The sequence below is a fragment of the Microcoleus sp. FACHB-831 genome (assembly GCF_014695585.1).
Lineage (GTDB): Bacteria > Cyanobacteriota > Cyanobacteriia > Cyanobacteriales > FACHB-T130 > FACHB-831.
Window position 1 is genome coordinate 70,457 of the sequence record NZ_JACJON010000039.1, and the last position, 24,808, is coordinate 95,264.

Genomic DNA, 24,808 nt, shown 5'->3' on the forward strand with positions numbered 1-24,808 from the left:
CAATCATCGGACGGAGCTTGAAATTCGGCAAATTTTTTTGATGATTCCCCTTGAAAGGGGAGGCTTGAAACCCCTTTTTTTCGGTCATTGTTGGCAGTCGATGCAAATTAAAGGCGTAATAGCTTAAACGCTAACTTGACGAGGAAACTCGATGAGGAAAGTAGAACCCTGACCGAGCTGGCTATCTACTGAGATTTTTCCCTTCATTAAATCCAGTAAGGATGTAGTTATAGCTAGTCCCAAACCAGTGCCGTAGTGCTTTTTGGCAAGAGCTTGATCCACTTGCCGGAATGCCTCAAAAATATGATCCAAGTTTTCTGGGGCAATGCCAATCCCCGTATCCTTCACAGCAACTACTAATTGGTCTGGCGATTGTTCGTAAACCTTTACCCAGACGTTACCAGTCTCGGTAAACTTAATAGCATTGGAAATAAGATTAACTAAAACTTGTCGCAGCCTGCCGCTGTCGTTAACAACATAAGGATTTTGCAGATCGATTTCGACATCCAATCCTAGTTGTTTTTGCAATGCCAAACTACGCAGTTCTTCTGCTGTTGCCCTGACAAGTTCTGCCAAATTTAATTCTTCGAGTTTTAGTTCTAGACGCCCAGCTTCTATTTTTGTGTGGTCGAGAATGTCGTCGATTAGAGCTAGCAAATGTTTGCCATTGTTGAGAATGCGTTCCACCATATCCGCCTGCTTGGATGTAAGCGATTCCAGGCGCTGGCGTAACAGCAACTGCGAGAAACCAATAACAGAATTCATGGGGGTTCGCAGCTCGTGGGACATGGTAGCGAGAAACTGACTTTTCAGCTTGGCGGCTTCTAGTAATTGCAGGTTTTGTAACTGAATCTGCTGTCGCTGGTTTTCTAGTTCCTCGTTTTGGTGCCCCAGCATCTTATTTTGGAGTTCTAAACGTTCCTCGCGCTCCTCTAAAGCATTGATCATTCTGGCATTGTTAATAGCGATCGCCGCCTGTTCTCCTACTGCGCCCAACAAATAGCGATCTTCGCCATCAAAGGCATGCACATCTTCCCAGTTACCAATAGCTAGGACGCCCAGCCGCCCAGCCTGCGCGGATTCAATCGCTACTACATAAATAGAGGCTGGTGACGAGCGCAATTTCTTACCCCTTTGCGCCTCTGCTCCTGTGTTCCTCTGCTTTTCTACCCCTTTACCCCTCTGCTCCCTACGCTGAATTAATTGAGATTCGCCAGTTGATAAGACCTGAGAGAGCCAACCTTCGCCCTCTAAAGCATCTTCGAGGCGCAATTCATCAGTGCGATCGCCTGCTAATACTGTCAGCGACAGCCCAGTACACTGGGGGTTGTGGAGCATGATGAAGCAAAACTGGGCACCTGCGATCGCTTCGCAAACTGTTTCCACCATCACCCGCAAAAGTCCCGGCAAATCGGTCAGTCGCTGGTTGAGTAAATTCGTTAAATGCTGGAGCGTCCGCAGTTGTTGCTGCTGTTCGCCCAAAATAATAATAGCCTTGCGTAAATTATCGCTTGCCTCCTGCGCCTCCCGTGCTGTTTTTGCATTTTCTATCGATAACGCTGCTCTACGAGCCAGATCCATAGCTAATGCCTGGTCTGAAATACCGTAGCGACGACCGGGGCGACTGTATGCAAACGAAATTGTCGCGAACGGTTTTCCCCGCACCACGACGGGCACAATCATATAAGACTTAAGCGCCAATGACCGCAGGAGTTCCAGGTGTTCGGCATCAAGGGCTGCATCCACCAGCATCAATTCGCTAATTTCTCCACACAAATCTGGTTCACCAGTCCGCAAAACTTTGGCTACACAGTGCTTTCCATCGACAGTAGGCGCATAGCGTTCTAGCAACTGTTGCACCTGCTCCTGTTTTGCCCCGTCTGTATGGGCAACTCCCACCGAACGAATCGCGCCGTCCGCTTCCAAAACTTCAACGATGCACAAATCTGCCATGTGAGGCACTGCCAATTTCGCCAAGCTGGAGAGTGTTTTTTCGTAGTCTAGCGAGGCGGCTAAGATGGTGCTGGCAGAGGCCAAAAAGCGCTCTTGTTCCTCAGCCCGCTTGCGATCTGTGATGTCGCTGATAATGCCTGCCATGCGGTAGGGTCTGCCCCTCTCGTCTCGTTGCGCTTTACCTTTGGCGATACAGTAACGATATTCTCCCGATGTATGAGACAGCCGCACTTCTATATTGAATTCTTCGTTGCGTTCCAGATGAGCTGTTAGTGCCTTGGTGAGGAGGGGTCTATCATCTGAATGCAGTAATTGAAAGAATGCCTCGTAAGTGTTTAGTTGATAATCCGCAGGTAGGCCGCTAATTTCATAGAAGCGGTCGTTCCAATAAATTTTATTTGTACAAAAATCCCAGTCCCAAATGCCATCGTGGGAGCCTTCTAGCACTAAGCGATAGCGTTCTTGTGCAACTAGCAATCGTTCGTTGGCTTGTGCTACCTCAATTTCAGCGTGATAGAGGCGAACGGCATTACGCAGACTGCGAGATAGACTTTCTGGCGAAACTTTGCTTTTTGAAATATAGTCCGATGCCCCAGCTTTCATAATATCGACGGCTGTTTGTTCGTCTCCCTGACCTGTTAGGACAACTAGGGGAACTTTGAAACCAAACGAGCGGATTTCTTTAACAAGGCTGAGTCCGTCGCCGTCGGGCAAGCGATAGTCTATGAAGGCACAGTCAAAATCCCGATGCTGTTTGAGCATAGCGATCGCGCTCTTACAGTCACACGCTTCTGTTAGAGCCATCTGCACGCCAGCAGTTTTTAACGACCTGCGAACCGCCATCCGGTCTACTTCGTCGTCATCTACTACTAGGATTTTGAGGGTTTCCTCCATAAAATTTGCTTTCAGTAGTGCTGAGGACTGAAGTTATCAACAGACGTGACGGGCGCTTTTACGGATTGCGACTGGCGATCGCCGGATAACCAGTTTTGATAATGCAGTAGTAACTCCCCTGGGATTGAGCGCTTTCCTTGAAAGCTTACATAATAATAAATTGCACGAATTACAGATTCTAACACCACTCTTTCGTATGATTTCAAACCTCTAATGCGGTAATAATGAAAATTTAGTATCGACATATTAACTTTAATACGCATAAAATATCAGTTTTCTAAATAATAGCAATCATATTTACTAATGTTTGATTGCTTTTTGCCATCGTTTCCAGGTTATAGACCGAAAGCAGCCCTTAAACCTGTTTTTATAGCATTTCATTGAGCGTCCAATACTTATTTAGCGTCGCCACTGCTTCCACAAAATTAGTAAATGTAACTGGTTTTACAATATAACCCGCCACGTTGAGCTGATAGGCTTCCACCTTATCTTTGTCCTCATTGGAAGTCGTCAGCACAATTACAGGTATTTTTGTGAGTTCCGGATCTGCCCGCAACTCGCGCAAAAACTCAATCCCCCCCATTTTAGGCATATTTAGGTCGAGCAATATCAAGCGGCGCTGGCTAGGAATCGGTGGAGAATCGCCCTCTCCCCGCAACATCGCCAGCGCCTCTAAGCCGTTATTGGCAACAAAAAATGGGTTAGTGATGTTGTTCTTTTTAAACGCTCGTCGCACGGTCATCACATCAACTTCGTCGTCATCAACAAGCAATAAATTTGTCATTTTCTCTTCCATAGCTAGCTTTTAGCGGGAAATGGGTAATACAAATTAGTCATCGGAACGGTTAAAACTTGAGTAGTGGGGTGAAGAGTTTAATGTTATTAATTTATAAACTCATAACTCATAACTGACCATTCCCCTATTTGCCATCACTTCTCATTCAAGATTGCTTTGGCCATGTGAAATAGAAAGTTGCACCCTGACCGAGTTGAGATTCCAGGCGAATCGTACCGCCTTTGTTTTCAACTATCTTTTTCACAAGCGCTAACCCTACGCCCGTGTTCTCAACCTTATCTCGCGCTTCCAGCGTCTGAAACATCACAAAAACTTTTTCGTGATATCGCGGCTCAATACCCCGCCCGTCGTCCGCTATAGCAAATTCATAGAATTGCCCCTTATCCCCGACGGATAACGTCACATTACCATCAACTCGACCGTGATGTTTGATAGCATTGCCAATTAGATTGGCAAACACCTGTTGCAGGGGTAATAATTCCGTCTTCAGCCTCGGCATAGGGCTGGCGATAGTGATAGTAAAACTTTTAGGCGGAGCAAGGGAATCGATAACATCTGCTATTAAAGTTGCAACGTCCACAAGTTCTACTGGTATCTTTACCCGTCCTACCCGCGAATACAGCAAAAGACCATCAATGAGGGCTTCCATCCTATTAACTCGCCCCCGCAGCAAGTTCATGTGTTGCTGTGTTTCCTCATTGAGGTAACTTTGCATATCTTCTTCAATCCAACTAGAGAGGTTGGCGATCGCTCTCAGGGGCGCTTTGAGATCGTGGGAAACTACATAGGCAAACTGTTCGAGTTCTTGATTGCGCTTCTCTAAGGTAGTGTTTGTGTTGGCTAAAGTAGCGCTCATGCGGGCTAACTCAAGGGCGCGATCGCGCAAAGCTTGTTCTGCCAATTTTCTTTCGGTAATATCGATGCACGAGCCAATATAACCAGCAAAACTGCCATCCGGTCCAAATCGCGGCGTTCCTCTATCAACAATCCAGCGATATTCTCCATCAGCACGCTTGAGCCTATATTCCATCTCAAAGTTATCGCGGGCATTGAAAGCAGTCATATAAATATCTAGGCGGCGCTGCAAATCCTCTGCATGAATGCCTTCTACCCAGCCATTCCCCAGTTCATCCTCTAGGCTGCGTCCGGTAAAGTTTAGCCAACCCTGATTTAAAAAATTGCACAGCGCATCAGTACCCGCTACCCACAACAACACGGGGGCGCTATCTGCCATTGTGCGAAATCGTTCTTCGCTTTCTTGTAAAGATGCGATTAATTGCGTTTTCTCCGCTTCTGCTTGTATGCGGTTGGCGAGTTGTTGTTCAACTGTCGCAAACAGCCTTGCATTATCGACCGCTAACCCAGCGCGGCGGGCAAGTTCAACAGCCAAAGCGAGGTCAGATTCATCGTAGTGGCGACCCGACTCGGCTGAAACGAAGGCGATCGCGCCCAGCGTCCGCCCCCTAGCAACCAGAGGCACTATCATCGTCGATGTAAATCCGACACCCCGCAGTATTTCTAGGTGTTCGGCGTCCCTTGCGCTGGCTACAATTACCTCGTCAGGCAGATCGGGATATAACTCCGGTTGCCCCGTCCGTATCACGTTGGGTACGCCATAGAGATCTTCCGGGTGCGGCGGGTAACGTTCGTGCAACTTTTGCGCCCACTCCACCTTTGACGGGTCTACATGAACAACCGCCAGTCTGCGGATTGTCTGGTCTTCATCGACTATATCGACAGCGCACCAGTCGGCAATATGCGGTACTGCCAGATGCGCTACTTTGGCGATCGCAGTTTGATAGTCGAGGGAGTTTGCAAGTTCCGAACTTGCAAGCGCCAAAAAATGTTCTACTTCCTCCTGGCGCTTTCTATCGTCGATATCTGTACACGTACCTACCCATGAAACAATCTCGCCTTGTTCATCTCGGATCGGTATCGCTCTGGCAAGATGCCACCGATATACGCCATCATATCGTTGGAAACGATGCTCTGTTTCAAAGCTTTGACCAGTCAGAACTGCTTCGCGCCAGCCATCCAAACACTTTTGCAGATCCTCTGGATGCACGACGCGCTGCCATCCCCAACCCTGAGTCTGCTCCAATGTCATTCCTGTATAGTCAAACCATTGCTGGTTGTAGTAATCTAACGCACCATCACGCTGCGCTGTGAAGACTATCAGGGGCATCGCGCTAGCTAAGTCGCGGTATCGTCGTTCGCTCTGGCGCAACTCTTCCTCAACAGTTTGGCGCGGGGTGATATCTAGAGCGAAAGATAGGACGGATACCAATTTGCCCGACGAGTTTACTAAAGCCGAGTTGTACCACTCGCAATGGACTACGGCGCCATTTTTGGTATAGTTGCGGTTTTGAGAAACATTGCGCTGTTCTCTACCAGCAAGTAATTGGGCTATTACACTATTGACTGAGGCTCGATCTTCAATAAATACAAATTGCCACTCGCTAGGATGTTTGCCTATAACTTCCTCTTGAGTCCACCCGAAAAGAGACTGGGCTTGCTGCGACCAATGCAATACTCGAAAGTTAAAGTCCCACTCTATAACTGCCAAGGGTGAGTTTTCTAAGTGCTGTCTTAGACGCTGGAGTTCAGCTTGTCGTAGTGCGGACTCTGTTTGTTGAACCCCTTCTGGCGGAATAGCTGAATCTTCCCCTGGCGCGATCGCTAGAGTTAATTTGCTGATGGTCTGCTTCTGGGGAGCATCGCGATCGTTAATTGTTGCTTGCTGGGTATGCCTTACCGCGTGGGTGAACCAACTAACCAGCAGCCCTCCGCATATCAACACCCGAATCGGCAGGTTCTCTTCTAGGACAGAACTCAACAGCATGAAGGGAGAGGCGGGTATGTCGCTACTCCTAAATATGGGTAAATAATCAGCGATCGCCGCCGCCAAAATAGTAGTAACCACCCCCGCCTTTATTCCGCCATACCAAGCGCTAACCATGATGGCAACAAACAATAGTAGAACGGGGGTTTCTTTTCCAGGAATTAGTGGGTCTACAAGCAGCACTTTAAGTAATGCTCCTAGCGTCAAGGCTAATATTGCCACCCTATAGCGTTGTAGCGGTAGTTGTATCACTGGCCGAACTCTCCCTCCTCCTTACCACAAGTTGCCATAACACCAATTGCCAGTCATCAACCACTAGGAAGATGAGCAAGTTTTCCGGACTTGTTAGTTCTAAATTTGTGTTAAAACTTTTACATTTTTTTAATATTTGTACGTGTAGCCTTCTTAATCTCTTGTTTGTTCTCAGATAAAGCTACTTTACTTTTAAATTTACAGTTATGCGATCGCATAATTAAAAGAGCAGCTAAGTTAATAACAATTCCTTATTTTAAATAAATTAATTTATGGATAAATACTTGATTTAAATAACGCAATGCCATAATATAGTAATTGTATTTGTCTAAATAAATGTTGTCTTAAAACAGGTAGTTGGAGCGCAAGGGACGATCGTCCCTTGCGCGGGGTCTAAAAGTTTAACAGGCAAGTTTAGTAGAGTAGCCCCAAATCAAAACTTAGCCTAAAAAATTTAATTAACCTGTATAAATTTTAATTAAATTAAAACAAACTAACTGCCTTAAATAATGTCGCCGTGTAGATTTAATTATTGAGATATCTAATCCAACATTAGCAAAGCTTTGCTACGTTACATATCACTTTTATAAAACCCTTACACGCCAAAAGACTTAGCATTAGCAATATACTCCTCAAAATCCATCCTAGAAAACGGGAATTTTATGTGGAGGGGGCTTGGGGGACGCACCCGTCCCCCAATGGGGGGTTTGGGGGGAGACCCCCCAATTCCAGGTTTTTCCTACTATTGGCAACAGCTAATTTACGCAGCCGTCCCCCAACGGGTGGCTTGGGGTGAGACCCCCCAATTCCAGGTTTTTCCTAATATTGGCAACAGCTAATTTAGGAATACTCTACCTCCTTGGGCCAAGTAAAGCGAAAAGTTGCTCCAAAACCAGCTTCAGATTCTAGGCGAATAGTTCCGCCTTGGCTTTCCACAATTTTTTTAACCAAAGACAAACCAATTCCAGTGTTTTCGACTTTATCCCGCGAGTCTAAAGTCTGAAATATACCAAAAACTTTCTCGTGGTATTGTGGGTCAATACCCGCCCCATCATCCGCCACAGCAAACTCATAAAAACCGGGTTGTTCTTGAACTGATATTGTTACCAATCCCTGCGGTTTATCGTGGTGTTTGATAGCATTGCTAATGAGATTGGCAAACACCTGTTCCAAGAGCAGACGTTCGGTGAATAAGATGGGCATTCCAGGAGCTATAGTGACGGTGAATGTTGCTGGAGGATCTAGAGAGTCGATAACTTCTGCGACTAAATTTCCAACTTCTACCGTTTCTGCTGATGTTTTCACACGTCCGACACGCGAATAATGAAGTAGCCCATTAATCAGGTTCTCCAAGCGGTGGACTCGTCCCCGCAGCAAGTCCATTTGGTGTCTAGTTTCATCATTAAGTTGGTCTTGTATGTCTTCTTCAATCCAACTAGAAAGGTTGGCGATCGCTCTTAGTGGTGCTTTGAGATCGTGGGATACAATATAAGCAAATTGGTCGAGTTCTTGATTGCGTTTTTCCAGGGCAATATTGGTTTGAGCAAGTATCGTACTCAGGCGGACTAATTCCTGTGCGCGATCGCGCCTTGCTTCTTCTGCTACTTTTCGCTCCGTGATGTCGTTATTTATTTCCAAAACTGCCATTGGTTCGCGCTCATCATCTACTTGTAAAGTCCAGCGCGAAGCTACATTAATGCGGGTTCCATCCCTCTTAGTGTAAATTAGTTCGCCCCTCCAGTACCCATCAACTAAAAACTTCCGCGAGATGTGCTTCAGCGGTTGAGGAAATTCAGTTTGTAGTAATTCGTGGGAACATTTGCCAATTGCTTCTTGCTTCTTCCAACCGTAAAGCCTTTCGGCACCTTGATTCCAATAAGTAATGCGATCTTTACAATCTCTAACTATTATTGCGTCGTTAGCCAAGTCAAGCAGCGCCGCTTGTTTTTGCAGAGTTTCTTCCCGCTCCTTGCGACTGGTAATATCGCTGACAATAGCAATATACAAACGCTGATTGTCTAAGTTGATTTCGCTAAAGGTTAATTCCATCGGGAAGAGTTGCCCGTTCTGCCGTTGTCCTATTGTTTCTTGCCTGCACCGTATTTTGGAATTATCGCTACCGATAAAATAGTTAAGAGTTTCAATACCATCCCCTGCTATTGAATTTGCGAGTAATAACTTAAAATTTTTGCCAAACACCTCGCTTGGTTCATAACCAAATATTAGGTGAGCAGCTTCATTGAAAGACTCAATGTCACCCTTATGATTGATTGTGATAATCCCATCAATTACATTGTCTAAAATTGCTTTAAGGCGAACGTTAGTGTCCCGCTGGCGCATTTGGCGCTCAATTAATTGCTGTTCCAGCCAGTCAAATAGATAAACGGCGGATAAAGAACCCAAAAAGCCAATCGTAGCGCTAGCTCCCAAAACGGCAGCGGTAAGTCGTTGTTGGCGGTCTAGATGCTGCTTGCTTTGCTGTAGTAGTAACTCCTGTTGGGATGAAAAATCAGAAATTTGCTGCCGAATTTCATCCATAACAATTTTGGCTTTAACAAGCATTGGCGATCGCTGTTTCGAGATCCTGGCTGTTGGCTCTAAGCTTTTTACCGCGTCGAGATTTTGTTTTAATAAACTAATTTCTTGCTGCGCCAGAGACTCAATATGCTCAACTTGTTGAAGCTGTGCGGGATTATTTTGGACGAGGCTATCGAGTTTATTGAGGGAATCTGGCAGAATAGCGATCGCGGCATCGTAGGGTTCCAGAAATTTCTCTTCCCGCGTCAGATAGTAACCCCGAATGCTAGTTTCAGCATCCACTAAAGCTGTCAGCGTTCGATTTGCCTGGAATATAGTCTGCTGAGTACGAGCCACATACTTTTGGGCATCTTCGGTACTGCGTTGCAGAAAAGTAAATGCTACAACTGAGGTTAACAGGCAGGTCACTGGGACAGCCGTAAGCAAAGTCCCCCTGCGTGCATAAGGCAGTTGCGACCAGAAGGCGTGCAGGTTATCAGTTCCAAAACCAGGCATTAGTAATAAGACGAAATTTGATTTTTATACTTCTTTCGATAGAGGCGCAATACACAGCACTGGCTATATTTCTATTCCGGCACGTAGCTTAGTAGTTTAAAGCGCTCGCCGCCAGAGAAATCCTCTCCTACGGCTATCCGTATGACTCCTAACTCGCTATACTCATACCAGCGCTGATTGCAATCGCGCTCCTGGGTTATTGGCCGGGAGCTATTCACAATATCTGGGCACACATACCAGAGAGAAAGCGATTTGGCAAGAGCGCTCGCTGAAAGTCGAGCCGCTCTAGCTGCCGTTGGCATTAGAGGCTTTGTAAGGACACAGCCATTGTTGTTAACCCTAGCCGAACGCCGCCGTTTGCCTTCGATTAGGGTGAAGGAGTTATCCACAAACAACACTTGCACTTAAAAAAGCTAGGGGTGGAACCCCAACCTCAAAAAGCAACGGATTGTGTGAAGGGTAGCGTCAAAACACGGTATCAACTATCGAATGTATATGGAGTGGAGGAATCCCTACTACTACCAATGGGTGGACTTAAGTGTAATAGCGGCAAAAAGTTTATAAACTTTTTTGAATAAACATAGAAAAATTGGAAGAAGTGGATGTTGAGTATGAGTACAATTCGCGTTGCTCTCATTGAAGACCACGACCTGACAAGGGTCGGTATCCGCACGGCGCTGCAACAACGCAGTGAAATTGAATTTGTTGGCGAGGCAGCCAATGCCGCAGACGGACTGAAGTTACTTGAATCGGCCAAACCCAATGTGGCAATTGTCGATATCGGCTTGCCAGATATGGACGGGATTGAATTAACTCGGCAATTTAAAGAATCTCAGGCGGCGTCGGAAGAAGGGTCGCTAACGAAGATACTGGTCTTGACATTACAAGACAACGAAGAAGCGGTGATGGCTGCATTTGCGGCTGGTGCAGATTCATACTGCATGAAGAATATCAGTTTCGATAACTTGCTCGAAGCGCTTCAAGTAACTAACGATGGTAACGCCTGGATCGATCCCGCGATCGCCCGGATCGTTCTGAAGCAGTCAAAAACTAACCAAGCCGGAGCCGCAGCAGTTATTGAGTCAAAAACAGTCACAATAAATGCGACGGAACCAGAATACAGTCAGTTGATAGAAGCTTATCCCCTAACAGAAAGGGAATTAGAAGTTTTGCAACTAATAGTCGAAGGTTGTAGCAATGCAGCGATCGCAGAAAAGCTGTACATTACCGTAGGCACGGTGAAAACCCACGTCCGCAATATTTTGAACAAGCTCTGTGCTGATGACCGCACCCAAGCTGCTGTACGCGCCCTGCGATCTGGCTTAGTAGGATGAACGCCCCCTATGGGAGTTTGTGCAAAAAAGCTGCATTACCTTAGACCTTAGACTTTTGGCTTTAGACTTGAGGCTTGAGACTTGAGACAATAAACCTGTCCCCAGTTAAACTTCCAAAGTCTAAGGTCAAAAAATTGTAGTCCGATGTCTAAATAACAGGAAGCGGAGTGAGCAGATGAGTCAGGCGGAAGGAAGCAAACTCAAACTGATGGTGGTTGATGACGAGCCTGACAACCTAGATTTGCTGTACCGAACTTTTCGGCGTGATTTTCGCGTTTACAAAGCCGATAGTGGCCTCAACGCTCTCCAAGTTCTGGAAGCAGAAGGAGAGATGGCGGTAATCATCTCCGACCAGCGGATGCCGCAAATGAATGGGACGGAGTTTTTAAGCAAGACGGTTAACTCCTTCCCAGATACAATTCGTATCCTCCTGACGGGCTACACCGATGTAGAAGATCTGGTGGATGCGATTAACTCAGGTCAGGTGTTTAAGTACATAACTAAGCCTTGGAATCCTGAAAACCTCAAATCGGTAGTTAGTCAAGCTGGCGATACCTACAGGGTGCTAAAGCAACGAACGAACGAACTGAGCCGCGCCCTGCGAAGAGAAGAACTGTTTAATACAGTGACAAGTGCCATTAGAGAGTCGCTGGATTACGACAGTATGTTGCAAAGGATTGTTAACACTATTGGCCAGACCTTTGAGGCTAGCAGTTGTATTCTGCGACCAGTAGAAAGCGATCGCTTGACTCCTGAATCCTTCTCCTACCAGGCTCCGGGTACAGAGTTAATCCAAGACTCCCTAGATAACACGGCACTACAAACCGCCATAGAAACTCGCAAGACGCAATTGCGAGAAGCCGAAGAACAGGGGAAGCACTTCACAAACTTGGTCGTGCCCCTCATCTACCAGCAACAATTGCTAGTAGTTCTGTGCCTGTACCAGGAAGAGGGCGATCGCCACTGGTCTCCCCAAGACGTACAGCTAATTGAAGGAGTCGCAGAGCAAGCCGCCTTAGCAATTTCTCAGGCGAAACTCTACCAGCGCACCCAAGAGCTAGCCCAGACAATGCGTGCAGAACTAGAGGTAGCGAGGCAAATTCAAAACAACTTGCTGCGCCAAACTATGCCAGAGGTAGATGGCAGCCGAGTACAAGCCTGCTGCTACCCCGCAAGACAAGTGGGAGGCGACTTTTTTGAAGTCTACGTCCATCCGCAAGGCGACTTGTGGCTGGCAGTTGGTGATGTTTCCGGCAAAGGTGTCCCCGCTGCCCTATTTATGGCAAGTGCTATTTCTGTGTTGCGGCGAGAACTAGCTCAAGAAGTATCTCCCGATCCAGCGGTTGTTATGCAGAATCTGAACAGTATCATGTTAGATGATTTAGTCAGTAACAACTGCTTCATCACTATGGTGCTGGCTCGTTATACCCCAACGACTGGAGAACTGGTCTTCGCCAACGCCGGACATATATATCCTCTTGTCTGGTCGCACCAACTACTGGATCGGCAAAGAGCCGCTTCTAGAGATTCCGTGACAGTTGAGCCAAATTTTCTTAAGACTCGTGGCGTTCCCTTGGGGATTTTGGCCGTGTGGAAGGGAAAATCTGGTAGCGTAAGCTTAAACTCCGGTGAAACTTTACTGCTAACCAGCGATGGGATTACTGAGGCGAATGTTAATCTGCCAGCATCTTCGTCAGCAGACCCAAAGGGCAACGAACAACCCACCAGTTCTATGCTCAATCAAGCAGGGCTTTGGGAACTCCTGCTCCAGGAGCCAATGCCTCTCGACTTGACCAATTTGTTAAGTCGGATTCGAGAACATACTGAAGTTCAAGAAGACGACCAAACCATACTCTCTCTGGAGGTTCTATAGTACATGAGAACGGAGCTGCACGTACCGAGCGACTTAAAGTTTTTGACCATTGTCGAAAACTGGTTGCTAGGATCTTTAGAAGTAGAGCTGGGTGACTCGGTAGATTGGCCGCGTCAATCTAATCGCTTGCGTTTGGCTTTGGTGGAGGCGTACTCGAATGTGGTACGTCACGCTCACAGGGGACAACCAAATTTGCCAGTCTTGATTCGTCTGGAACTCAAAGAAAGGGATATTGCCCTGGAAATTTGGGATCACGGTAAGGGATTCGACCTCTCTACTTATTTGCCTCCCAATCCTGGCGATAAGCAAGAAAGCGGCTATGGCTGGCTGATTATGAACCGCCTGATGGATAGGGTTGAGTACCGCTTGCAAGTTAATGGCCGCAATTGTCTGAAACTGGAAGCGAGTTTGCCAGAGGCAAAAGTTGCTCAGAGCTAATGGCTAGAGTTTAGGGTCAAAAGCCGCGCAAGGCTTTTTGACCTGTATTTATTTTTCGCTGGTTAAAAATATATTTTATAGTTCCCAGGCAGCAGCTCTGGGAATTTTTATCCACAGTGCTGCTGGCGCATACATAGTTAACGGCGCAGGCTGAGGAGTTCTTTAGGAGAAGCTAAAAGTTTTATGGTGGCGGTGAGGATTTCGCGCTCTTGATTGAGTACGAACGTCCACAATACGTTGACGCCAAATAAAGGTGTTTGTACTTTGCCGCTGACTTGATATTGAATATTGCCATCTTCTAAAGTTTCGGCAATTGCCTCGCGGGGATCGAGTTTCATCGCCTTTGCTTCGGTTTGCAGGTAGGTAGCGATCGCTTCTGGCCCCTCTAGCGGCTCTTCAAAAGGCGCGTGCATTTTGCCGTTAGCAGCAAACAATGCAGCCGTTGTCTCAAACTCCCCTGCATTCATCGTTTCAAAGTAACGCAGCAGCACTGGCTCGGCAATTCCCTCAATGGTAAGCTCGCTGGCTTCTACAGATGGGGAACTTAAGGGCATAGAGTCCTCTGCGATTGTCATAATTTATTGTTGTAAACCACAAATTCAGTATTAAACAGAAAAGTAGGTTGATGCCTGCTCTTCTAGAGAGATTTCTAAATTTTTTGTACTCGCATATAAATTTATGTCTTTGCCAGGAAAAGTGCTGATTGGTAGCAGCCAAGTTAAGCAGAAAGCTTTAGAGTTAGGATTCCACAAAGTCGGTATCGCTAGTGTGGATGAGGGGGATGTTGCTGCTAGCGAAAGATTGCAAGCATGGCTAGCTAAAGGCTACCAAGCTGATATGGACTGGATGGCTAACCCCAAGCGCGGGGATATTCGCCTAGTGATGCCAGAGGTGCAGTCAGTAATTTGTGTGGCGCTCAATTATTACACGCCTCACGCTCGTCCAGAAGGTGGGAAATATGCCAAAATCTCCCGTTATGGTTGGGGGCGAGATTATCACAAAGTATTGCATAAAAAGCTGAAGGCGCTAGCCAACTGGCTGCAAGAGCAGGGAGAAGGAATTCAGGCTCGTTATTATGCGGATACGGGGCCGATCGGGGATAAAGTTTGGGCGCAACGGGCGGGGATTGGCTGGGTGGCTAAGAATGGTAATGTAATTGCGCGATCGCTTGGATCTTGGATGTTTTTGGGGGAAGTGTTGACTAATTTAGAGTTGACGCCAGACCGTCCCCACACTGAACACTGCGGTACTTGTACTCGTTGTATGGATGCGTGTCCGACAGGTGCGATCGCCCAACCTTTTGTAGTAGATGCCAATCGGTGTATTGCCTACCATACCATTGAGAATCGGGCACCTGAATTGCCAGATGCGATCGCTCCTCATTTGCAAGGTTGGGTTGCTGGTTGCGATATCTGCCAGGATGTCTGTCCTTGGAATCAGCGTTTTGCCAAAGAAACTGATGTTGCCGAGTTTCAGCCTTATCCCTGGAATATTGCACCAGAACTCGCCGAATTAGCGGAAATTTCCGATGATGAGTGGAACCGCCGCTTTCCCGCCTCCGCGTTGCGGCGAATTAAACCGGAGATGCTGCGACGCAATGCAAGGACGAATTTGGAAATGGGTGATGGGGAATAGGTGCTACTCCCTTCCCTCCATAAGATTACCTATTTCTTCTTTTTTCTTTCTTCGCGGTTCATTAGACCTCTTGCAAAAGCCGAAATTACCCCCCTTAATCCCCCCTTGGTAAGGGGGGAAAAACTTGAAATCTTGCCCCTCCCCTTACTAAGGGAGAAAAACTCGAAATCTTGCCCCTCCCTTTACTAAGGGGGGAAAAACTCGAAATCTTGCCCCTCCCCTTACTAAGGGGAGGGCTGGGGAGGGGTCATTCATGGATTTTTGCAAGCCGTCTATTAATAAGAATTATTCTGGTGGTAAGAAAGTAATTCTCCCCTTCTCCCCAAACTCCGGACTCCGGACACTTACCTTCATTCCGCCTTCAGCGATGGCACTTGTACGTGCATTTCTCCCGTCGCCAGGTCTATCAAATCTTCCAGCTTGAGCGGTTCCGAGGTTTGGGGATGTATTGGATCTAGTACATCTATTAATAAAAGTAGCTGCTCGATAGATAGGCGCGTCACTTTGCCGCCTTCAAGCCGATTAATTTGCGGCCCAGATATTCCTAGCACGAGATCCGGGTCGATATTCAATTCTTTGCCGCGCTGACTCAGCAATATGGACTCTTGGTTGGCAATGTGTTCCCCCAGATCGTGGACTGAAGTCCAACCACGATAGTGTCTGAGCCAGCGCAGGTATCTGCCAAAGTGGATTAGACCTATCTGCGTTGGCCTGCGGTTTTTCTTCAGTCCATTTCCATTTGTGGTCATAAGGGGCACTATCAGCCTGTTCCATTTCTCACCCAAAATAACACGCTATATCCAACAAGTTATTGTTAATTGACAAATCCTTACGTTTTACTGTATATAATTAATACTTAATTAAAGTTGGTACTCTACAAGCCATCAGGCGATCGCGCTCCTACAAGCCACAATATTTTTAACTAAATTAGCCTCGTGAGGGACGACTGTTGTAAACCATAAGGTCGCTTTCTTTGCTGGCTGTGACAGAATACATAAAATAGATGAAACAGGCCATAACGGAAAGATCAAAGAGTTATGAAACGAACCTTTACTGCAAGCGTATGGCAAGAAGGTAGCTGGTTTGTGGCACAGTGCTTAGAAGTTGATATTTGCACTCAGGGAGAGACTGAAGCTTCTGCGCTGGCTAATCTTGGTGAAGCTTTATCACTGCATTTTGAGCCACCATTAGCCACTATAACTCCCCAAGTGAGGACGTTGGAGGTAGAGGTCGGTGCCGCTTAGACCACTACCTTACCGCGAAGTTAAACGCAAATTAGAGGCAGCGGGATTTGGGGAAGTAAGTCAAAATGGCAGCCACGTAAAGTTTGCTAAATATACGGATGAAGGAACGCGCACTGCCATAGTGCCTCGTTATAGAGAAGTTACTGTCGGTACGCTTGGCAGTATTTTAAGGCAAGCTGGGATAAGTGCTGATGAGTTTGAGGCGTTGTAATTGCGATCGCGCATATTGGGAAAGAAGGCGATCGCGCTTTCAAATTCAACTATCAACTTTGCTTGAGAGGAGAGGAAGCGATCGCCTATCGTTACGGAAAGTACCTATACATATCCTTTCTGTGCAGTACCCTGACAAAGATAGCCGTTTCCGACTCCAAACTAATACCAATTCTGTAGTCTCCCACCCTAATTCGGTAATATGTACCGTCCGCCTTCAGTTTTTTAACATTCCTGACATTACCAATATTATCGGCGCTTTCCACTTCTTCAATGGCTATTTTAATTCTTTGAAGTAAAGAACTATCTTGGATGTTTGCTAAGTCTTTCTCAAAGCTTTTCCTAAAGTCTATATTCATGTCTGACTATCCAGCATCTTGAATATCGCCTCTTTGCTCACTGAATCTGTATTTTCACCTTCTTTTATGGCATTTTCTAACGCTATATCTTCTATAGCTTCTGCTAACAGCTCAGAAAACATTTCTTTTTCTTCTTTGATTATCTCAATGAGAGCTATCTTAAGCATATCTTTGAGTTTACTTTCATCTATCAATATTTCATCCATAACTACTCCAATTTAAATAGATGGTATTGTATAATATTAGCATATTTATGCTATAGCGAAGAGATGCGCGATCGCTATTTTCCCCTCTCGTTTACGAAACTGTTTATGATGAATCGCGCTATCTAATCTTCTAATAATTTCTCTCTAATCCAACCGACGATATCTGTAACTAAATTCGGCTGGCTGGGGGAGAAGGATTGTAGGGGAATATCGGCTTGGCTGCTGACTACACAAATTCTCGCCACGTTATTAAATTTGCTCAGAGATTTGAGGAAATTTGGGCTGAATCCTTGGCTCAGTTCGCTAGTTGCAACCTCGTAAAAAATTAGGAAGACTCCCTGGCATTTTAGCTGACAATAAACTTTGAGAGCTTGCATGGTTTCCGGTTCCCCATTCTGACGTTCGGGACAGCCTTGCATTACCATTTCGGCGTATATTTCCGAGGCGGGGTTATCTGGATTCTCGAATTTGCTGCCTTCGATGCAAATTAGCTGCATTTTACCCATTAACTCGGAGTTGCTATCAATAGCAGCGTGAAGGAGTTCGGGTAATTCACCTAAATTAAGGCTAAGGCTGGAGGGAGTGAAACCAACACCTGTGGTTTGTGGCACTTCGGGATGGGATGCGAACGATGAGCCATGCCAAGCTTGATAAAATTTGGGGTAAGGCATCTCTTGAGCGCAGCGCCAAATAACTTTGTAGCAATTTTTGTAGAGGTCAAAATTGGTTTCATAGACCTCATCTGTGAGGCAATGTTGTAAAGCTGATACAACTGAAGGCATCTGGTCATTTTGCACAATTTTACCCAAACTTTCAGCGGCACTACTACGGGTATCATCATCTTTTGTTGTTTCCAGAATTCTGACTAAAGCCGCGATCACCGCATCGTTGCCCGTGCCAATTTTACCCAAACTTTCAGCGGCGCTCCTACGAGTAAAATAATCTTCAGTAGTTTCCAGAATTCTGACTAAAGCCGCGATCGCCGCATCGTTGCCCGTGCCAATTTTACCCAAACTCTCAGCGGCACTCTTACGGGTATCATCATCTTTTGTTGTTTCCAGAATTCTGACTAAAGCCGCGATCGCCGCATCGTTGCCCGTGCCAATTTTACCCAAACTTTCAGCGGCTCTCCACCGTGTATCATCATCAGTAGTTTCCATAATTCTGGCGAAAGCCGCGATCGCTAGTGCGTTTCCACTCCCAATTGCACCCAAAGTTTCAGCGGCTCTCCAACGGGTAGAATCATCTTCAGTAGTTTCCATAATTCTGACTAAAGCCGCGATCACCGCGTCGTTGCCAGCGCCAATTTTAGTCAAAGTTTCAGCGGCTCTCCAACGGGTATCATCATCTTTTGTAGTTTCCAGAATTCTGATTAGAGCCGCGATCGCTAGTGTGTTTCCACTCCCAATTGCAACCAAACTGTCAACGGCAATCCAACGGGTCTGATTATCTTTTGTAGTTTCCAGAATTCTGACGAAAGCCGCGATCGCCGCGTCGTTGCCCGTGCCAATTGCACCCAAAATTTCAGCGGCACTCTTACGGGTAGAATCATCTTTTGTAGTTTCCAGAATTCTGACGAAAGCCGCGATCGCCGCGTTGTTGCCTGGGTCAATTTTACCCAAACTTTCAGCGGCTCTCCAATGGGTAACATCATCTTCAGTAGTTTCCAGAATTCTTGCTAAAGCCGCGATCGCTAGTGCGTTTCCACTCCCAATTGCACCCAAAGTTGCAGCGGCTCTCCAACGGGTAGAATCATCTTCAGTAGTTTCCAGAATTCTGACTAAAGCCGCGATCGCCGCGTCGTTGCCCGTGCCAATTGCACCCAAAGTTGCAGCGGCACTCTTACGGGTAAAATCATCTTTTGTAGTTTCCAGAATTCTGACGAAAGCCGCGATCGCCGCGTCGTTGCCCGTGCCAATTGCACCCAAAGTTGCAGCGGCACTCTTACGGGTAAAATCATCTTTTGTAGTTTCCAGAATTCTGACTAAAGCCGCGATCGCCGCATCGTTGCCCGTGCCAATTTTACCCAAACTTTCAGCGGCAATCCTAGGGGTAGAATCATGTTCAGTAGTTTCCAGAATTCTGACTAAAGCCGCGATCGCAGCTTGTTTGCCTGAGCCAATTTCACCCAAACTTCCAGCGGCTCTCCTACGGGTATAATCAGATTTTGTAGTTTCCAGAATTCTGATTAAAGCCGCAATCCCCGCTTGGTTGCCTGGATCAATTTTACCCAAAATTTCAGCGGCACTGCTACGGGTATCATCATCTTCAGTAGTTTCCAGAATTCTGACTAAAGCCGCGATCGCTATTGCGTTCCCACTCCCAATTTTACCCAAAATTTCGGCGGCACTGCTACGGGTAAAATAATCTTCCTTACTTTCCAGAATTCTGACTAAAGCCGCGATCGCCGCCTCGGTGCCCGTGACAATTTCACCCAAAATTTCGGCGGCACTGCTACGGGTAAAATAATCTTCCTTACTTTCCAGAATTCTGACTAAAGCCGCGATCGCCCCGTCGTTGCCCGTGCCAATTTTACCCAAACTTTCAGCAGCTTCCCTACGGGTATCATAATCTTCAGCAGTTTCTAATAAGTCAATTAATTTGTTAACGGCTATAGCATAGTTAGTTTGCAACACTGCTGCTCTGGCTCCCTCTACAATCGGATAGAGAAATGTTCGCCACTGTTGTTCTTCAATGTTGAAATGACCAAACCCCAATTTAATGATTAGCACCACAATTTCATCTGCTTTGGCACAATCTTTAAACTCGGCAATCCCAGCAGCAGCTATAAAATAGGCTCGATACCAATAAAATGCTTTGCAACTATCCTCAAAATCCACTAATTCCTGGATAAACTGCTCTTTCTGCTGCCTTTCTACATCCGATCGCCCCAGCCACAGCAAAATTACCTGTTTCCAATGCGGCTCAAAAATGCGGTAATTACCCCGATCTGGGTTGTGGGGAATATGATTTAGAAAAAAGTGCCAATCGTCAACAGCCAACGCCGCGAAATATTCCTGAAACGTGGGATGGAAAAAAGCATAAACCGCGCGATCCGAATCTTCTTCCTCTGCTGATGCCAATCCCACCCGATTTAGCCATCCCAGCTTCAGCGCCAATGCCAACAAATCGGAACGCTCTTTAAATACCCGATCTACAAGGCATTGCCGCAGCCGAAACCGGGATATAACCTCCCCGGTTTTCGTGTCTTTGTCTTCACCATCCAGCGCCCTCAGTGCCAGTTCTCCCAATGCCTGAGTTAGCTGCTGTTGTTGCACTGGCTCAATTGCAAACTCATCCTTCAAATTGTAGAAAGCTTCCACAAATCGTTGATAAAGTCCCGCCTTGGTATCCGGCAATTTGCTGCCATTTTTCCAAGTGCGGCACAACAAAGCTAACCTGAGCGGATTTTTGACGAGATCGTTGATGCGTTGCTGGTTCGATTGTGCTAACTCTCGCAGCAAACCCTCACACTGCTGGTTATCTGCAAACCACTGGTAAATAAATTCCTTAACCTGCTTCTGATCAAAATCCAAATTGCGATAAACATCAAAATCCCGCAGGGCGTTTTTGTCCGCATCCCAGACATTCAGCCGACAGGTTAGCACCACGCGCACCTTATTTGCCCAACCCTCCGCCAACTGCCGATTAATTGCCGCTAACGGAGAAGCAACAGCCATTTCATCCACGCCATCCAACAGCAGCCACACATCGCCACTTTTCAGCAATTCCTCAAACGCTGTTGAGTATTCCGACGGTGCAGCTTTCAGAGTTCCCGCAGCATCGCGCAGCCAACCTTCTAGCAAAAACTCCCCCAGAGTTTTGCTACCAATATCCGCGAGGCGAATCAAAATCGGCACCCCCAGATTTTGCTCTAATATCCACTTAGCAATTTGGTAGCAGAGGGTAGTTTTCCCCGCACCCGGTTCGCCAGTAATTGCCAAGCGGCGTCCCTGGCTGTTTTTGCTTTGTCGTTGGCGCAAGACTTGTTCAAAAAACTCGTTTGGCTGGTTATAAGTCTTGGTGATTTGTGTCTCTGCAAGTTGGTAAAACCGCGAACCCTCCTCTGGCGATACATCATCCCCGTGTCGAATTTCCTCTTTCGGCTTCGGTTCCACCAATCCCAGCGGCACATAGAAGTCAACGTGGTTAGAGGTGAGGGGATTATTTAGGAGGCGCTTTTGGTTGTCGAGGCGAGTTTCGCACACTTCGCGCCAGTTGATGTTATCGGGTGCTGATGTAGATGATGTTTCTACAAACGTCGCTTCTAACTTTTTAGACTTATCCGGTCTTTTGCGCTCCCAGTCTAGCTCGAATTCCCTCAGATTCGCTTCTTTATCCTTACCCCACAGCTTCAGGGTAAAGTGCCAGTCTTCTTCCCCTTGAGTCTTAGCGCGATTATCCTCGACAATCCCCAAAAACTTTTTGAGATGGTGGTTGATAGCTTGCCGAATTTGAGTTGTGGTTAATTTACCTGGATATTTGTCTTTCTGTGTCAAATATTCCAGAACCCTCAGCTTGGTTTCCACGACTAGCTGAGGGTTGGCGCTATCCTCACCCTGCCATCTGAAATGCAGTTCTAAACCTTCGCACCCTTCAACTTCGTAATTGACAAAAGCCAGCAACGCCTCTAGCAGACGCTTCACCCGTGCTTTTACTTCAGGGCCATAAGTAGCTTTCGGCATCGGTGCAGACCATAAATTTTACCAAAAAGTCTGGGGCTACCCAACATCAAATTGATCTACCCCAGACCTTATAACTCCTTATTTTACAAGACTTCCAGCAATGACCGGGGTCATTTGCTTGGTGCCGCTACCCCAAATTGACCATGACCTCAACAACTCAGAAATGAGGTCAATTCAATGTTTGCAGACTATCAAAAAAATAAGGTTAAGCAGAGGGAAGCGGTAGAAAACTTGCATGGGAACTTCGTTGAACCGCAGCTACAAACTCCTATACAGGTTCAGCATCAGCCACAGCCAATACACTACAAGGGTGTTGTGCAAACATCTCCCAGCGTGTTGTTAGTTTTGCTGTTATGGTTCTTTTGTCTGGGGCTTCACATCGGCTATTTGCGCCGGATGAATAAGGAGAAATAGCACTCCTAAACCCCGGCGATTGGAAATCGCGGCTAGACAAACAAAACCCGCCTGCGCGGGTTAATCAAGTCCGCGTAGGCGGACTTTGTTTGTATAGCCCCAGGTTTCTAACCTGGGGGCATTTTTGTTACAACAGAAAAGCGCGATCGCGACGTTATTGGTGGTGGTGGGCATTGCCGGGGTACAACTGAAAAGTATTTTAAGATGTACCGCAGAGCGATCGCATATGCTGAATAAACTCACTACATTCAGGTAAATGCAATTGGCATCGACATATCAAAAAATGATTTATACTGATAAGGCTCAGACAAATTTTTCAAAATAAATTTGACTTTTCGACCAAATAAAATACACACCCAAGTTGACAAAATACGACGGGCATAGAAGAAAAATAGATGAACGATAAACTGGTTGAATCGATATATCAAGTAATTATGTCTCTTTCAAAGGAAGAGCAAGACTTATTAAAAGATAAACTACTTTTTGAATTCTCCCAACCATCAACAACTGACTTAATGCAGGTTGCTCAAAATAGTGGCTCGTTTAACTTTCTGCATGATGAACCAGATCTATACACCCTTGAAGACGGAGAACCTATATCGTGAACAAGGGAGATATTGTTTTAGTACCATTTCCCTTTACTGATTTGAGTCAATCCAAGCTACGTCCTGCTTTAGTGCTGTGGGCAGATCCAGCAGGAAATGATGTCACGCTATGCTTTATTTCATCTCAAAACACTACCAGTTTAAGTCCAGGTGAATTTGCCCTAGATCCTTCAGATCCAGAGTTTCAAGGAACTGGATTGCGGCTTTTGTCTAAAGTAAGAGTAACTCGCATTGTGACTATTGAGCGTAGATTGATTACAAGACGCTTAGGCAAATTAGGAATTAATCAAATCCAGCAATTGAATGTAGTTATGATAAAAGCATTTAAACTTACATGAAACCCCTGCTAACCCCGGCGATTAGAAATCGCAGCGCTGCAAACAAAACCCGTCTGCGCGGGTTAATAAAGTCCGCGTAGGCGGACTTTGTTTGTATAGCCCCAGGTTTCTAACCTGCGGGCATTTTTATTGCCAGAGAAAAGCGCGATCTTGATTGGTGGACATTTCCCACCCTACAAATCTTCCTCTTCATAATCAGAAGTATCAAACAATTGACCTGCTGCTTTTACCACTAATATTTCCTTCGCTTTCTCCAAATACGGATCTTCCAAATCAGCTTCATTCTCCAGCTTCATTCCCTCAATAAAAAAGTGGTCAAATCCGCGATTCATTTGCCGTCCGCGCATCGTATGTTTATCCAGCGCATAGTCAGGAATCTCCAGACGCGGTAAATCGCCCATGTAATAATTCACCGTTGCATGATCCACGATGCGCGATTTCTTTGCACGTACCACCAGCAAAATCCCATGAACTAAAAACAACCGTTCCGGATTGTGCTTTTCATCCTTCTTCTTGCGCTGCGCTACCCACATTTGATACAGCGACCAAATAACTGCTGGTAACATCGGTTCAGCTAATCCAATATCCTCAGAAACGATAATTCTTATCCGTTTCCAGACATACTCCCCATAACCACTTTTATCGAGTTCCGTTCCCCAATAAAGCGCCTCTTCTTCCAATCCGCGTCGAATTGATTTCTGGAAAGCAGAAGCCACTTCCGAAAAAGCGTAGCCGTTAGTCGTTTTCAACAACATTCGTTTACTCGGCTGACAAGAGGAATCGCTAGTATAACACTAAAATAGTATGTCTGTACTAGCATGGGAAGAGGCATCGCAGCGAACCCCATTTTTGGGATAAACAACTGCGATCGCTATTCAATATCCTGTTAGCAGCTTCTCGCCTTTATGAAAAACCGTAGATGGATGATGTTCTTTTCTCTGTTATTCGCCTCTTTCCTTGTCTTCACCAGTTGCGCTAGCAGCAACCTTAATACCGTGAAAAATCTCAGAAATGGTACTGGTAAACAAATTATCGCTTTAGGTGATAGCATCACCGCCGGATATGGCGTAGCAAAAACAGCCGCTTTCCCCAGTCTCGTCAGCCGCCAATTGGGTTTGCCAATATTAAATCGCGGTGTTAGCGGCGATACAACCGCAATGGCACTCAGTCGCTTACAAAAAGATGTAATAGCCGCAGACCCCTGGCTAGTTATTTTAGGTATAGGCGGTAATGATTTCCTGCGAAGAATTCCCAAAGCTCAAACTGAACGGAATTTGCAGCAAATTGTCACATCTATTCAATCGCGAGGAGCCATAGTTGCGTTGCTGGGAATGAACTTGAGCTTAGCAGAGTTTGGCTTAGTAGAAGATGAATACAACGAACTGGTTTTGCGCGTTGCCAAAAACACTCAAGCGTATCTAATTCCTGATGTATTGAAAGGAATAATAGATAACCCTCAATATCGCCAAGACGATATCATTCACCCCAATACCGCCGGACACCGTATTTTAGCCAGCCGCGTTGCTAAAGGCTTGCAACCCTTATTAACCCAAGCTAAATGGCCGCCAGCCTTATCGCAATATCAACCAAGGGCACGCTAAACATAATTAAATCTCGTGTCAATATGTTGCGCGATCGCTACTTTGTCAACTCTCTTGAGTAATAAACGAATAAAATAGATAGTTGCCTCCATCTAG

At 46.1% G+C, this 24,808-nt stretch carries 24 protein-coding genes; 12 read left to right on the top strand and 12 right to left on the bottom strand.

The annotated features are described in order from the left end of the window. Positions 1-123 precede the first annotated feature (123 nt). The 4 genes from H6F77_RS09860 to H6F77_RS09875 all read right to left on the bottom strand — a co-directional run bounded on the left by H6F77_RS09860 (position 124) and on the right by H6F77_RS09875 (position 6,737). Positions 124-2,847, bottom strand: a complete 2,724-nt coding sequence (locus tag H6F77_RS09860; RefSeq protein ID WP_190487835.1) for an ATP-binding protein — start codon at positions 2,845-2,847, stop codon at positions 124-126. A gap of 11 nt (positions 2,848-2,858) precedes the next feature. Then, on the bottom strand, positions 2,859-3,032 hold the full coding sequence (locus tag H6F77_RS09865; protein ID WP_206753452.1) for a hypothetical protein: 174 nt from the start codon (positions 3,030-3,032) through the stop codon (positions 2,859-2,861). 182 nt (positions 3,033-3,214) lie between these two features. Next, positions 3,215-3,631: a response regulator gene (locus tag H6F77_RS09870; protein WP_375335931.1), complete on the bottom strand. Its 417-nt coding sequence runs from the start codon at positions 3,629-3,631 to the stop codon at positions 3,215-3,217. Positions 3,632-3,788: 157 nt separating this feature from the next. Then, entirely contained in the window at positions 3,789-6,737 is a 2,949-nt protein-coding gene (locus tag H6F77_RS09875) for a PAS domain S-box protein (RefSeq protein ID WP_190487841.1), read from the bottom strand. A gap of 662 nt (positions 6,738-7,399) precedes the next feature. Between H6F77_RS09875 and H6F77_RS09880 the strand changes: the two genes are divergently transcribed. Continuing rightward, positions 7,400-7,576 carry a hypothetical protein gene (locus H6F77_RS09880; protein ID WP_190487843.1) on the top strand — a complete coding sequence of 59 codons (177 nt, stop codon included), beginning with the start codon at positions 7,400-7,402 and terminating at the stop codon, positions 7,574-7,576. 1 nt (position 7,577) lies between these two features. Here H6F77_RS09880 and H6F77_RS09885 read toward each other — a convergent pair whose 3' ends face one another. Both H6F77_RS09885 and H6F77_RS09890 read right to left on the bottom strand, forming a co-directional pair. Then, positions 7,578-9,770, bottom strand: coding sequence for a sensor histidine kinase (locus H6F77_RS09885; protein ID WP_190487845.1), 2,193 nt, complete (start codon positions 9,768-9,770; stop codon positions 7,578-7,580). Between the two features lie 71 nt (positions 9,771-9,841). Next, positions 9,842-10,159, bottom strand: a complete 318-nt coding sequence (locus tag H6F77_RS09890) for a hypothetical protein (RefSeq protein WP_190487847.1) — start codon at positions 10,157-10,159, stop codon at positions 9,842-9,844. A 222-nt stretch (positions 10,160-10,381) separates the two neighbouring features. On the opposite strand from H6F77_RS09890, the gene H6F77_RS09895 reads away from it, so the two are divergent. The 3 genes from H6F77_RS09895 to H6F77_RS09905 all read left to right on the top strand — a co-directional run bounded on the left by H6F77_RS09895 (position 10,382) and on the right by H6F77_RS09905 (position 13,415). Further along, a complete protein-coding gene (locus tag H6F77_RS09895) occupies positions 10,382-11,104 on the top strand; it encodes a response regulator (protein WP_190487849.1) in 723 nt (240 codons plus the stop codon). A 175-nt stretch (positions 11,105-11,279) separates the two neighbouring features. Beyond that, a complete protein-coding gene (locus tag H6F77_RS09900) occupies positions 11,280-12,977 on the top strand; it encodes a SpoIIE family protein phosphatase (RefSeq protein WP_190487852.1) in 1,698 nt (565 codons plus the stop codon). A gap of 3 nt (positions 12,978-12,980) precedes the next feature. After that, positions 12,981-13,415 (top strand): ATP-binding protein, encoded by a 435-nt coding sequence (locus H6F77_RS09905; protein ID WP_190487854.1) that lies wholly within the window; start codon positions 12,981-12,983, stop codon positions 13,413-13,415. A 137-nt stretch (positions 13,416-13,552) separates the two neighbouring features. Here H6F77_RS09905 and H6F77_RS09910 read toward each other — a convergent pair whose 3' ends face one another. Further along, on the bottom strand, positions 13,553-13,990 hold the full coding sequence (locus tag H6F77_RS09910) for a nuclear transport factor 2 family protein (protein ID WP_190487856.1): 438 nt from the start codon (positions 13,988-13,990) through the stop codon (positions 13,553-13,555). A gap of 103 nt (positions 13,991-14,093) precedes the next feature. Between H6F77_RS09910 and queG the strand changes: the two genes are divergently transcribed. Beyond that, positions 14,094-15,050 (top strand): tRNA epoxyqueuosine(34) reductase QueG, encoded by a 957-nt coding sequence (gene queG, locus H6F77_RS09915; RefSeq protein ID WP_190487858.1) that lies wholly within the window; start codon positions 14,094-14,096, stop codon positions 15,048-15,050. Between the two features lie 350 nt (positions 15,051-15,400). On the opposite strand, the gene H6F77_RS09920 is transcribed toward queG, so the two are convergent. Continuing rightward, on the bottom strand, positions 15,401-15,799 hold the full coding sequence (locus tag H6F77_RS09920) for a helix-turn-helix domain-containing protein (RefSeq protein ID WP_190487860.1): 399 nt from the start codon (positions 15,797-15,799) through the stop codon (positions 15,401-15,403). A 288-nt stretch (positions 15,800-16,087) separates the two neighbouring features. On the opposite strand from H6F77_RS09920, the gene H6F77_RS09925 reads away from it, so the two are divergent. Then, positions 16,088-16,294 (top strand): type II toxin-antitoxin system HicB family antitoxin, encoded by a 207-nt coding sequence (locus H6F77_RS09925; protein ID WP_190487862.1) that lies wholly within the window; start codon positions 16,088-16,090, stop codon positions 16,292-16,294. Then, entirely contained in the window at positions 16,284-16,505 is a 222-nt protein-coding gene (locus H6F77_RS27845; protein ID WP_190487864.1) for a type II toxin-antitoxin system HicA family toxin, read from the top strand. Before H6F77_RS09925 ends, H6F77_RS27845 begins: the two co-directional genes overlap by 11 nt. Before the next feature lie 91 nt (positions 16,506-16,596). Here the strand turns inward: H6F77_RS27845 and H6F77_RS09935 are convergent, their stop codons facing one another. The 3 genes from H6F77_RS09935 to H6F77_RS09945 all read right to left on the bottom strand — a co-directional run bounded on the left by H6F77_RS09935 (position 16,597) and on the right by H6F77_RS09945 (position 21,754). Next, positions 16,597-16,863 (bottom strand): type II toxin-antitoxin system RelE family toxin, encoded by a 267-nt coding sequence (locus H6F77_RS09935; protein WP_190487866.1) that lies wholly within the window; start codon positions 16,861-16,863, stop codon positions 16,597-16,599. Then, positions 16,860-17,069, bottom strand: coding sequence for a hypothetical protein (locus H6F77_RS09940; protein ID WP_190487868.1), 210 nt, complete (start codon positions 17,067-17,069; stop codon positions 16,860-16,862). Before H6F77_RS09940 ends, H6F77_RS09935 begins: the two co-directional genes overlap by 4 nt. Positions 17,070-17,191: 122 nt before the next feature. After that, positions 17,192-21,754 (bottom strand): HEAT repeat domain-containing protein, encoded by a 4,563-nt coding sequence (locus H6F77_RS09945; RefSeq protein WP_190487871.1) that lies wholly within the window; start codon positions 21,752-21,754, stop codon positions 17,192-17,194. 177 nt (positions 21,755-21,931) lie between these two features. Here H6F77_RS09945 and H6F77_RS09950 point away from each other — a divergent pair, with 177 nt between their 5' ends. The 4 genes from H6F77_RS09950 (at position 21,932) to H6F77_RS09960 (ending at position 23,111) form a co-directional block, all read left to right on the top strand. After that, positions 21,932-22,168: a hypothetical protein gene (locus H6F77_RS09950; protein WP_190487873.1), complete on the top strand. Its 237-nt coding sequence runs from the start codon at positions 21,932-21,934 to the stop codon at positions 22,166-22,168. Between the two features lie 124 nt (positions 22,169-22,292). Further along, a complete protein-coding gene (locus H6F77_RS28315) occupies positions 22,293-22,424 on the top strand; it encodes a hypothetical protein (protein WP_255515713.1) in 132 nt (43 codons plus the stop codon). 178 nt (positions 22,425-22,602) lie between these two features. Continuing rightward, positions 22,603-22,773 (top strand): hypothetical protein, encoded by a 171-nt coding sequence (locus tag H6F77_RS09955; RefSeq protein WP_242022033.1) that lies wholly within the window; start codon positions 22,603-22,605, stop codon positions 22,771-22,773. Next, on the top strand, positions 22,770-23,111 hold the full coding sequence (locus H6F77_RS09960; RefSeq protein ID WP_309228825.1) for a type II toxin-antitoxin system PemK/MazF family toxin: 342 nt from the start codon (positions 22,770-22,772) through the stop codon (positions 23,109-23,111). The genes H6F77_RS09955 and H6F77_RS09960 overlap by 4 nt, the downstream gene beginning before the upstream one ends. A 173-nt stretch (positions 23,112-23,284) precedes the next feature. Here the strand turns inward: H6F77_RS09960 and H6F77_RS09965 are convergent, their stop codons facing one another. Beyond that, complete coding sequence (locus H6F77_RS09965) at positions 23,285-23,866, bottom strand: hypothetical protein (RefSeq protein WP_190487877.1); 582 nt, start codon at positions 23,864-23,866, stop codon at positions 23,285-23,287. Between the two features lie 150 nt (positions 23,867-24,016). On the opposite strand from H6F77_RS09965, the gene H6F77_RS09970 reads away from it, so the two are divergent. Further along, complete coding sequence (locus H6F77_RS09970; protein WP_190487879.1) at positions 24,017-24,712, top strand: GDSL-type esterase/lipase family protein; 696 nt, start codon at positions 24,017-24,019, stop codon at positions 24,710-24,712. Positions 24,713-24,808: the final 96 nt, after the last annotated feature.